The organism is uncultured Microbacterium sp. (assembly GCF_913776565.1).
Classification (GTDB): Bacteria; Actinomycetota; Actinomycetes; order Actinomycetales; family Microbacteriaceae; genus Microbacterium.
In genome coordinates, this window is sequence record NZ_CAJYPF010000054.1 from 1 (window position 1) to 10,735 (window position 10,735).

The 10,735-nt window shown below is 69.6% G+C and carries 7 protein-coding genes and 1 pseudogene; 5 read left to right on the forward strand and 3 right to left on the reverse strand.

Annotated features, from left to right (window positions below):
* Nucleotides 1–142: hypothetical protein (locus tag QZ433_RS03405; RefSeq protein WP_295780022.1), on the forward strand; the 142-nt coding region annotated here is incomplete at its 5' end.
* Nucleotides 143–395: 253 nt separating this feature from the next.
* Here the strand turns inward: QZ433_RS03405 and QZ433_RS03410 are convergent.
* From QZ433_RS03410 to QZ433_RS03420, 3 genes are all read right to left on the reverse strand, one after another.
* Entirely contained in the window at nucleotides 396–1,442 is a 1,047-nt protein-coding gene (locus tag QZ433_RS03410; RefSeq protein WP_295780017.1) for an NAD(P)-dependent alcohol dehydrogenase, read from the reverse strand.
* Nucleotides 1,443–1,605: 163 nt separating this feature from the next.
* Nucleotides 1,606–5,466 (reverse strand): glycoside hydrolase, encoded by a 3,861-nt coding sequence (locus tag QZ433_RS03415; RefSeq protein ID WP_295780018.1) that lies wholly within the window; start codon nucleotides 5,464–5,466, stop codon nucleotides 1,606–1,608.
* Nucleotides 5,467–5,649: 183 nt separating this feature from the next.
* Nucleotides 5,650–6,693 carry a LacI family DNA-binding transcriptional regulator gene (locus QZ433_RS03420; RefSeq protein WP_295780019.1) on the reverse strand — a complete coding sequence of 348 codons (1,044 nt, stop codon included), beginning with the start codon at nucleotides 6,691–6,693 and terminating at the stop codon, nucleotides 5,650–5,652.
* A gap of 110 nt (nucleotides 6,694–6,803) precedes the next feature.
* Between QZ433_RS03420 and QZ433_RS03425 the strand changes: the two genes are divergently transcribed.
* The 4 genes and pseudogenes from QZ433_RS03425 to QZ433_RS03440 form a co-directional block, all read left to right on the forward strand.
* Nucleotides 6,804–7,727: a sugar ABC transporter permease gene (locus QZ433_RS03425; protein ID WP_295780020.1), complete on the forward strand. Its 924-nt coding sequence runs from the start codon at nucleotides 6,804–6,806 to the stop codon at nucleotides 7,725–7,727.
* 119 nt (nucleotides 7,728–7,846) lie between these two features.
* Nucleotides 7,847–8,656, forward strand: coding sequence for a carbohydrate ABC transporter permease (locus QZ433_RS03430; RefSeq protein ID WP_108318357.1), 810 nt, complete (start codon nucleotides 7,847–7,849; stop codon nucleotides 8,654–8,656).
* Between the two features lie 91 nt (nucleotides 8,657–8,747).
* Nucleotides 8,748–10,097, forward strand: coding sequence for a sugar ABC transporter substrate-binding protein (locus QZ433_RS03435; RefSeq protein ID WP_295780021.1), 1,350 nt, complete (start codon nucleotides 8,748–8,750; stop codon nucleotides 10,095–10,097).
* Between the two features lie 70 nt (nucleotides 10,098–10,167).
* Nucleotides 10,168–10,735 (forward strand): annotated as a pseudogene (locus QZ433_RS03440) (alpha-L-arabinofuranosidase); the annotation flags it as partial.

Sequence of the window (10,735 nt, forward strand, 5' to 3'; positions counted from 1 at the left end):
GTCGGCGTGGTTCGCCGCCCGCCCCTCGGGCACCGAGGACGTCTACAAGCTGTACGCGGAGTCGCTGCGCGGCGAGGACCACTTGCGCGAGGTACAGGAAGAGGCGCGGGCCGTGGTGTCGGCCGCCCTCGGCCAGGCGTAACACCGTCGCCGAAGCGGCGCCGTCCTGCGGGGCGGCGCCGCTTTCGCGTGCCCCGCCCGCCCGCGGCAGCGCGGCGCGGCGGCGCGGCGGCGGCTGGCAGTCGCCGATAAACGCCGATCCGTGCGAGACACGCGGTGACGCCGCGAGTCTCAGCAGGGAGGGCGTTTATCGACGCGGGGGTGGCGGAGGGAACGCCGCGGCCCCGGCGCTCCGGAGAACGTCGGGGCCGTGGCATCCGGGGACGGAAACCGGATCAGGCGGGGGCGAAGGTCTTCGCGTCGATGACGAAGCGGTAGCGCACGTCGCTCTTCAGCACGCGCTCGTAGGCCTCGTTGATCTGGTCGGCCGAGATGAGCTCGGTCTCGGGCGCGATGCCGTTCTCGGCGCAGAAGTCGAGCATCTCCTGGGTCTCGCGGATGCCGCCGATCGACGAACCCGCGAAGGAACGACGGTTGGTGAACAGCGTGAAGACCTGGATGGGCAGCGGCTCCGGCGGGGCGCCGACGTTGACCATCGTGCCGTTCAGCGCCAGCAGGCCCAGGTACTGCTTGAGGTCGAGCGGGGCGCTGACGGTGTTGATGATGAGGTCGAAGTGCTTCTTCAGCGTCGAGAAGGTCTCTTCGTCCTTCGTCGCGTAGTAGTGGTCGGCGCCCATCTTCAGGCCGTCGTCCTTCTTGCTCAGCGTCTGCGAGAGCACGGTGACCTCGGCGCCCATGGCGTGGGCGATCTTGACGGCCATGTGGCCCAGACCGCCGAGACCGACGACGGCGACCTTCTTGCCGGGGCCGGCGTTCCAGTGGTTCAGCGGCGAGTAGGTCGTGATGCCGGCGCACAGCAGCGGAGCGGCCTTCTCGTAGGGGATCGACTCGGGAACGCGCAGCACGAAGTGCTCGTCGACGACGATCTTCTCGCTGTAGCCGCCCTGGGTGATCGTGCCATCGACGTCCTTGGCGCCGTACGTGCCGATGTTGCCCTTCTCGCAGTACTGCTCCTCGCCGGCGAGGCAGTTCTCGCACTCGCGGCACGAGTTGACCATGCAGCCGACGCCGACGCGGTCGCCGACCTTGTGGCTGGTCACCTCGGAGCCGACCTCGGCGACCGTGCCGACGATCTCGTGGCCGACGGTCAGGGGGTAGGGGACGTCGCCCCACTCGCCGCGGATGGTGTGGATGTCGGAGTGGCAGATGCCGGCGTAGGCGATGTCGATCAGGACGTCCTTCGGGCCGACCTCGCGGCGCTCGATGGTCGTGGGCTCAAGGGGTGAGGTCGCGGACGACGCCGCGTAGGCGTTGACGTGCATGGGTCTCCTCGGTGGGGGTCGATTCGGACGTATCGATCTTCCTCCCCCTCCGCCCGCAAAGCGCGGGCTTGCACGGACGTGCACGATGGGGCACGCGTCCGCGGTACGGACATGACGCGGGCCGCGCCGGTCGCCTCCCGGCGATCGACGCGGCCCCTGACGTTCAGACCTGCGAGCGGCGGCGGCGCAGCACCCATGCCCCCGCGCCGGCCAGCAGCAGCACGAGGGCGCTGATCGCCGTGGCGGTGACGCCCTCGGCGTTCAGGCCCGTCGCCGCGAGAGGCCGACCCGGATCCTTGCCGTCCGCGGCGGTCGCACCCGGCGAACCCGCCGCGGCGCCACCGCCCGTTCCCGTGCCGGTCCCCGCGCCCGGGGTGCCCGTGCCGGGGGCCCCTCCGCTGGAACCACCCGTGCCGGGGGCGCCACCGTCGGATCCGCCCGTGCCGGGGTCGACCACCGCAATCGGCACCAGCACGCCCGAGCGGCCCGATCCGTCCTGGAACCCGGATGCCGTCGCCGTCACCGCGACGCTGATCTCACGACCCGCGTCCGCGGCGGTCAGCGCGTAGGCGTCGGCCGTGGCGCCATCGATCGGCGATCCGTCGCGCAGCCACGCGAAGGACAGGACGGCGTCTGCGGGGTCGGTCGTCGCCGTGGCCCGTACCGTCGACCCGACGCGCGGCTCACCGGTGACGACGGGAGTGTCGACGCCCACGACGCGGTTGACCGTGACCGTGTACGTGCGCGACGTTCCATCGGGAGCGGTCACCTCGACCGTGCCGACACCGCCGGTCGCACGCGCGGCGGGCTCGACCGCGCCCGGCTGCGTGACGACGACGCGAGCGTCCTCGTCCACGGCGAGCGCGTGCAGGCTCGGCCAGGCCGCCCCGGTGGAGGTGACCGTGTACGCGAGGGTGTCGGGATCGAAGTCGGCGACGGGCTCGTCGCCGACCGTCAGCCTCGCCAGATGAGCGATGCCGGCCGGAGCGGGGGCGGCCGCGGAGATCTCGACCTCGGACACGATGATGTGCGTCTGCGAGCGGGCGGTCATGACCACGCGCACTTCATCGGCCGCGCCCGCGACCGGGACGGACACGCGCGGCGCACCGGTCGCGGGGTCGGGAACCACCGTCGGCGCGCCCTGCACCCACTCGCCGTCGGCCAGGCGGTGGTCCACACGGATCGAGGTCGGCCAGCTGAGGGTCGAACCGTCGCGGTAGAACTGCACGTCGACGTGCGTGAGCGTCTCGCGCTGGGCCAGACGGTAGCTCAGCGTGTCCTGCTCGTTCTTGGTGCCCGAACGCCAGTTCGACCAGCCCTTGTCGGTCGTGCTGCCGTTGATGGTGTTGCGCACGTCGTATTGAGCGCTCTCGGTGAAGGTCGCCGTCGGCTGGCTCTGCGGGGCGACGTTGTGCTCCGAGGCGGCCGTGACGATGACCGTCAGGCGCGCCGGCAGCTTCTCTCCGCTGGGCCCGGTCGCCACGCCGGCGACCTCGACGGTCCCCGGTGCCGCGAACGAGGCGTCGCTCAGTCCGTCCCAGCTCCACGCGACGGGCACCCCGTACCCCGCGCCCGAGGGGCGCAGTTCGGCCTGGACATCGGCATCCGCCTGCTTCTGGACGGTGTCGAGGGCACTTCCCGCGGGGACGGTGACCGAGGCCGGCCGCGTCGCCGTGAACGCACCGACCTCGACCGTCGCGGTCGCCTCGAAGGGCGCACCGAACAGGTCGGTGCCGGTACCCCGCACCTGCACCGTGCCGGGGCGCGAGAAGTCCACGCCCTCGAGTTGCCACGTCACCGCGGCGCTGCGCAGCGTCGGGCCGGCGTAGCGCAGGGCGACCGTCCCGGGCAGCGTCGGGGCGACGCCGACCGCGGTGGCGACCGAGACCGGTTCGGCGCCGACGACGGCCGTTCCGGCGATGCGCCACTGCTGGTTGCCGCCGCCGTTGGAGGTCCACAGACCGACCGCCGCTCCGGGGGTGGAGCTGCCGCCGTTGACGTCGAGCACGCGCGCGGCCGCGACGTTCAGCACCGAGTACGAGGTGCCGTCGACGGTGGATGCCATCCACTGCAGGGCGGGAGCGGCCGCGGCCGCGGCCGGGTCGGCGTCGACCAGGGCGGTGCGGCCGCCTTGCGAGGCGAGGAACTTCCCCGAGCCGTTCTGCAGCGTGAAGCGGTGCCGGTTGGTGCCCTCGCCGTCGATGGTGCGCACGGTCCACGACTGGGCCCGCGCGGCCTCGGGAGTGGTCGCGGACGTCCGCACGGCCAACCCCGACGACGCGTCGAGGGCGAGGCCGCTCTGCAGTCCCGTCAGCTGGACCGTCTGCCCGTCGCGGAAGGCGGCGGCATCGGCGGAGACACCCGACACCCCGTCGATCTGGAAGGTCACGACCGACTTCGCGGGGATGGTGAGGGTGGCGGTGCGGGATGCCGCGTCCACGGCGACCGGTTCTCCTCGAACGAGCGCGTTCGAGGAGGGCGCGTCGACGGTCGACTGGGTCGTCACGATCGGGGTGACCGTCGCTCCGGGGGCGATCGCCCCGAAGTCGCTCAGGTCGATCTCGACGGTGCGGGCCGCGGCCTCGGCGTTGACGTGGACGATGGTCGCGCCCGTGCCGTCGGCGTCGAGCGCCGCGGTGGACTGCGCGTCATCGGTCGCCATCAGGTGCGCGCCGGGCGTGATGAAGTGGGTGAAGTTGCGGACCGTGTTGAACTTCTCGTTGGTCAGCACCTTGCACGAGGGATCGGCCTCGCCGTCCGCGATGCGACGCTCGGACTCGCCCTCGGTGTTGCAGTCGAAGTCGATGAAGACGCTGCCCCAGTTGAGCTTCTCGACCTTCTCCATGTTGTAGAGGTCTTCGACGGGCTGCCAGAACACCCACGCGTCCGGCTCGAGCTCGCGCAGGTCGCCCACGATGTGCTGGGCCATGCCGATGCCGTTGTCGATGTCGTTGGTGACGAAGCCCTTGTCCTGGGCGGTCCAGTTGCCCTCGACCTCGCTCATCCACAGCGGCTTGTCGGCGGCCTTGGCGATGTCGCGGACGACGGGGCGACCGTCCGTACCGTAGGTGTGGACGTTTAGCTGCTCCACCAGCGCTTTGGACTGCGCCGACCACGCGTTCCAGTTGGTGGCGAAGATGCCGGGGTTGGTCTCGTCCATCGCCGAGATGACGGCATCGGTCGTGGTGCTCGGCTGCGCCAGACGCGCCGCGAGCGCTGTGACCATGGCATCCTGCGCCTGCGGTCCGATGTGCGCGCCCTCTTGGCGTCCGCCGGTCGGCCAGGTCGCGCCGGCGGGGATCTGCGTCGACCAGTAGTTGGTGTTGGGCTCGTTGAACGGATCGATCGTGTCGAACGTGATGCCGTGCTTCTTCTCGAGCTCGTCGACGACGTTCACCAGGTAGCCAGCAAATTTGTCCATGTCGGCCGGGGCGAGCTGCTCGCTGGTGGCGTTGTTGATGCCGCCCGAGACGTAGCCGCTCTGCGTGAGGAAGTACGGCGGCGAGTTGCTGAACGCCTCCCAGTGGGTGACCTTGTCCTTCAGTGCATCGAGCCACCAACGCTGACCGGCGTCGGCGTCGAAGTCGTACGCCGCGGGGTCGTCCGGATTCCAGGCCGCCTTGTAGCGGTCGCGGTCGGCGTAGGTCGAGGTGATCGGCCCGTTGGCGTCGCTCGCGGCGAGGTCGGGATTCCAGAACCCGGGCACCGCTCCACCCGGGCGCAGGTACGGCGGCACGTCGGTGGCGTTGCCGCCGCCGATGTTGTACCGGGCGATGTTGAGGTTGAGCCCGTCGTCACCGAAGACGGCGTCGTAGAGCTTCTGCCGGACGTCGGCCGGATACCCGCCGGTCGCGTTGGCGAACCACACGAGGCTGGTCCCCCAGCCCTCGAACGGCTTCTCGGACGCCGTCGCGGGATTGGGGGTGATGCGCACGGGAGAGGCGCCGGCCGCTGCGGCGGGAGCCGGGGCCACGGCGGCCGTCGTGGTGATGGCGCCGGCGGCCAGCGCGACGGCGCAGGTCATCGAGAGCAGTCGAGCTGACTTCATCGTCATTCCGATCCGGTCGCGTCGATGCGACCTCGAGGGGGGTGATGTTGACGTAAACATGTTGACGTCAACAGCGAGCTTATGCGACCGCTGTGCGAAGCCGCAATGGCCGCGATACGGGCCGGGGGCCTTCCGTGAGCGCGGGCCGGGGGCCTTCCGTCAGCGCGGGCCGGAGCTGGCCCGGATCACGAGCGACGTCGGTACGAGCGTGCGGGTGTGCGCACCGCCCGGCCCCTCGATGTCGGCGATCAGTGCACTCATCGCCTCTTCGCCGACCCGCTGGAAACGCTGGCGGACCGTGGTCAGCGGAGGCCAGAAGTTCGCCGACTCGGGCATGTCGTCGAAGCCGACGACGCTCACCTGACCGGGCACCGCTCGCCCCGCCTCGTGCAGGGCGCGGATGACACCGAGCGCCATCTGATCGTTCGCCGCGAACACCGCGGTCACCTCGGGGCGTTGCGCCAGCTCGGCGCCGAGGCGGTGACCCGACTCGGCCGTCCAATCACCGATCTGCACGTCGGGGACGCGGCATCCCCGATCCTCGAGGGCTTCGCGCCACGCGATGCGACGGCGCTCGGCGGCGAAGGACTCGGGCGGTCCCGACACGTGCCACACCGTCTCGTGACCCAGGTCGAGCAGGTGCTCGGTCGCCAGCCGCGCCCCTTGCGCCTGATCGTTGTCGACGACGGCGTAAGGATAATCCGCGCTCGAATCGACGACGACGACTGGAAGGCCCGAGGGGATCGCGAGCTCGTTCTCACCCAGGCGGTGCGTCTCGATGAGGATCACGATGCCGTCGACCGCGTGCTCGCGCAGGCGCAGGAACGCCCCCGACACGTCGGACTGCGAGGCGGAGTGCACGGTGATGAGGGTGATGGAGTACCCGGATGCCGCGGCCACCGACGCCAGAGCGTCGAGGGTGCGCGTGTTGCCGTACGAGCTGAGCGAGAACATGATGACGCCGATGCTGCGGAACCGACCCGACCGCAGCGCACGGGCGGCGCTGTTGGGGCGATAGCCGAGGGTCGCCATGGCGTCGAGGACGCGCTGACGCGTCTCGGGGTCGACGTTCGCGCGGCCGTTCGCGACGCGCGAGACGGTCTGCCCCGACACGCCGGCGGCAGCGGCCACGTCGGCCATCGACACCTCTCGTCGGCGTTCGCGCGTCGGGATCGCGGTCGACGTCGTCGTCGTCTCGCTCATGTCGGCCCCCTTGGATGTTGACGTTGACACCCTAGCGCGGCCGGGTTATGTTTACGTCAACATCCCGGCCAACCCGACCGGGATGCGCACCAACGAAGAGGCACCGGACGATGACGACCACCGCGGCACCCCCGCCCGCCCTGCGCACCCCCCGGCGCAAACGGCGCGCACGAATCGACGACCGCGGCTGGCTGTTCGTCGCCCCCTTCGCGCTGATCTTCGCGCTCGTGTTCCTGGCGCCGTTGGCGTACTCGATCTACCTGAGCCTGTTCCGCGACCAGCTCATCGGCGGAAACGCCTTCGTCGGCCTCGACAACTACGTCACGGCCTTCGCCGACCCGAAGTTCTGGGACGGCTTCGGTCGCGTCGGGGCCTTCCTCGTCGTCCAGGTGCCGATCATGCTGCTGCTCGCCCTGGCCGCCGCCCTGGCCATCGACAGCGCTCGGCTGCACGCCGCCGGTTTCTACCGCATCGTGATCTTCCTCCCCTACGCCGTGCCCGCCGTCGTCGCGGTGCTCATGTGGGGCTACATCTACGGCGATCAGTTCGGCCTCACGCGCAACCTCAACGACCTGCTCGGCGGAGCGTACGTCCAGCCGTTCCTTCCCGAGTGGATGCTGCTGTCGATCGGCAACATCGTGACCTGGCAGTTCGTGGGCTACAACATGCTCATCTTCTACTCGTCGCTGAAGACGATCCCCACCGAGCTCTACGAAGCGGCATCCATCGACGGGGCCGGCGCGTGGCGCACGATCTTCTCGATCAAGATCCCCGCGGTGCGCGGAGCGATCGTGATCGCGACGATCTTCTCGATCATCGGCAGCTTCCAGCTGTTCAACGAACCCAACATCCTCAAGCCGCTGGCGCCGAACACGATCTCGACGTTCTTCACACCGAACATGTACGCCTACAACCTCTCGTTCGCCGGCCAGCAGTACAACTACGCGGCCACGATCGCCATCATCATGGGCGTCATCACCGCCGTCATCGCTTACGTCGTGCAGCTGCGCGGCTCACGTCAGGAGGCGCGATGACCACCGCGACCGCACCCCGCACCGACACCGTCGCCGCGACCGGCTCACGACCCGGGCGCACCCGTTTCGCGCGCACCTCCCCGACCCGCAGCAAGAAGTCGCTGGTGCTCAGCATCGTCATGGGCCTGTACCTGCTGTACACGCTCGTGCCGCTGGCCTGGCTGGTCATCAACGCCACGAAGACCCAGCCCGACCTGTTCACCACCTTCGGCCTGGGCCCGGGCAACAGCTTCGCGCTGTTCGACAACATCGCCCAGACCCTGACCTACCGCGACGGCATCTTCGTCCGATGGCTCGGCAACACCCTGCTGTACGTCGTGGTCGGCGCCGGCGGCGCGACGCTGCTCGCCACCCTCGCCGGATACGGTCTCGCCAAGTACAACTTCCGCGGTCGCAAGGCGGTCTTCGCCGTGGTCCTCGGTGCGATCGCCGTCCCCGGCACGGCCCTGGCGGTGCCGACGTTCCTGCTGTTCAGCCAGCTCGGCCTGACGAACACCCCGTGGGCGATCATCATCCCCTCGCTGATCAGCCCGTTCGGCCTGTACCTGATCTGGGTCTACGCCTCGGACGCGATCCCCACCGAGCTGCTCGAGGCCGCTCGCATGGACGGCGCGGGCGAATTCCGCACCTTCTTCACGATCTCCATCCGCCTGCTGACCCCCGGCATCGTCACCGTGCTGCTGTTCGCGGTCGTGGCGACGTGGAACAACTACTTCCTCCCGCTGATCATGCTGAGCGATCCCGCGTGGTACCCGCTCACGGTCGGCCTCAACCAGTGGAACGCGCAGGCCATCGGTGTCGGCGCGCAGCCCATCTACAACCTCGTGATCACCGGGGCGCTGCTGTCGATCATCCCGATCGTCGCCGCGTTCCTCGTGCTGCAGCGCTTCTGGCAGTCGGGCCTGAGCGCCGGCAGCGTCAAGCAGTGATCCCCCGACTCCCCCTCACCGCTGCTCCCCGACCACGGGGCGTCGCACCTGCATCCGCACCACATCCACAACAACGAAGTAGAGGAATCCGATGACATTCATGCGCAAGGGCTCCGCCGTCCGGCGGACCGTCTTCGCCGTCGCCGCCACCGCCCTGATGGTGGGCGCACTGACCGCGTGCTCGGGCGGCAACGCCGGCGGCGGCGCCGCAGGCTCGGCCGACGACATCGAGAAGGCGCTCGAGGCCGGCGGAGAGATTACGTACTGGTCGTGGACGCCCTCCGCCGAGGCGCAGGTCGCCGCGTTCCAGGCGAAGTACCCGAACGTCAAGGTGAACCTCGTCAACGCGGGCACCAATACCGAGGAGTACACCAAGCTGCAGAACGCCATCAAGGCGGGCTCCGGCGCCCCCGACGTGGTGCAGATCGAGTACTACGCCTTCCCCCAGTTCGCTCTCTCGGACTCGCTGCTCGACCTGTCGTCATACGGCTTCGGCGACCTCTCGGGCGACTACAGCTCGGGCCCGTGGGGTTCGGTCGACTTCGACGGCAAGATCTACGGTCTCCCGCAGGACTCGGGACCCATGGCCCTGTTCTACAACAAAGAGGTCTTCGACCAGGCCGGCATCTCGGCCCCCAAGACCTGGGACGAGTACTACGCGGCAGCGCAGAAGCTGCACGCGGCGGACCCCTCGAAGTACATCACCGCCGATACCGGCGACTCGGGCTTCGCCACCAGCATGATCTGGCAGGCCGGCGGCACCCCGTTCAAAACCTCGGGCACCGACGTCACGATCGACCTGCAGGACGAGGGCTCGAAGAAGTTCGCCGACAACTGGAACCGCCTCGTCGAGGGCGGCCTGCTCGCCGACACCCCGGCGTGGAGCGACGAGTGGTTCAAGGGGCTCGGCGACGGCTCGATCGCCTCGCTGATCACGGGCGCCTGGATGCCGGGCGTTCTGGAGTCCTCCGTCAAGGACGGCTCGGGCAAGTGGGCCGTGGCCCCCATCCCCACCTATGACGGCACGGCGGTGACCGCCGAGAACGGCGGCGGCGGCCAGGCGGTCGTCAAGCAGAGCAAGAACCCGGCTCTGGCGGCCGGCTTCCTCAAGTGGCTGAACAACGACGAGGAGAGCCTCAAGATCTTCGCGGAGTCCGGCGGCTTCCCCTCCACCACCGCGCAGCTCAGCGACCCCGCCTTCGTCGAGCAGGAGTCGAGCTACTTCGGCGGCCAGAAGATCAACGAGGTGCTGACGCAGGCCTCGAGCGAGGTCCGTGAGGGCTGGAGCTACCTGCCGTTCCAGGTGTTCGCCAACAGCATCTTCAGCGACACGGTCGGCCAGTCCTACGCGTCGAAGAGCGACCTGAACACCGGTCTGACGACCTGGCAGGACCAGCTCGTCCAGTACGGCAACGACCAGGGCTTCTCGGTCAACAAGTAACACCTACGCGGGGGCGGGTCGCATCTGTCGTGCGACCCGCCCCTTCCTCTTCCCACCAGGAGAAACCCGAATGACCTCCCCCACCCGCATCGTCGTCGATCGCGCCTCGACCGGCGCCCCGGTCCCGCGCCGCCTGTTCGGCTCCTTCGTGGAGCACATGGGCCGCTGCGTGTACGACGGCATCCATTCCCCCGGTCACGCCACCGCGGACGCGGCGGGCTTCCGCGCCGACGTGCTCGAGCTCGTGCGCGAGCTGGGCGCGACGGTGGTGCGCTACCCCGGCGGCAACTTCGTGTCGGGCTACCGGTGGGAGGACGGCGTCGGACCGAGCGAGGAACGTCCGGTCAGGCTGGATGCCGCCTGGCACAGCACCGAGACCAATGAAGTGGGTCTGCACGAGTTCGCCGAGTGGGCGGATGCCGCGGGGCTGGAGGTCATGGAGGCGGTCAACCTCGGCACGCGCGGCGTCGCCGAGGCCGCCGACCTGCTCGAGTACGCCAATCACCCCTCGGGAACCGCCCTCAGCGACCGCCGTCGCGACAACGGACGCGACGAGCCGTTCGGCATCCGTCTGTGGTGCCTGGGCAACGAGATGGACGGCCCGTGGCAGATCGGGCACAAGACCGCGGACGAGTACG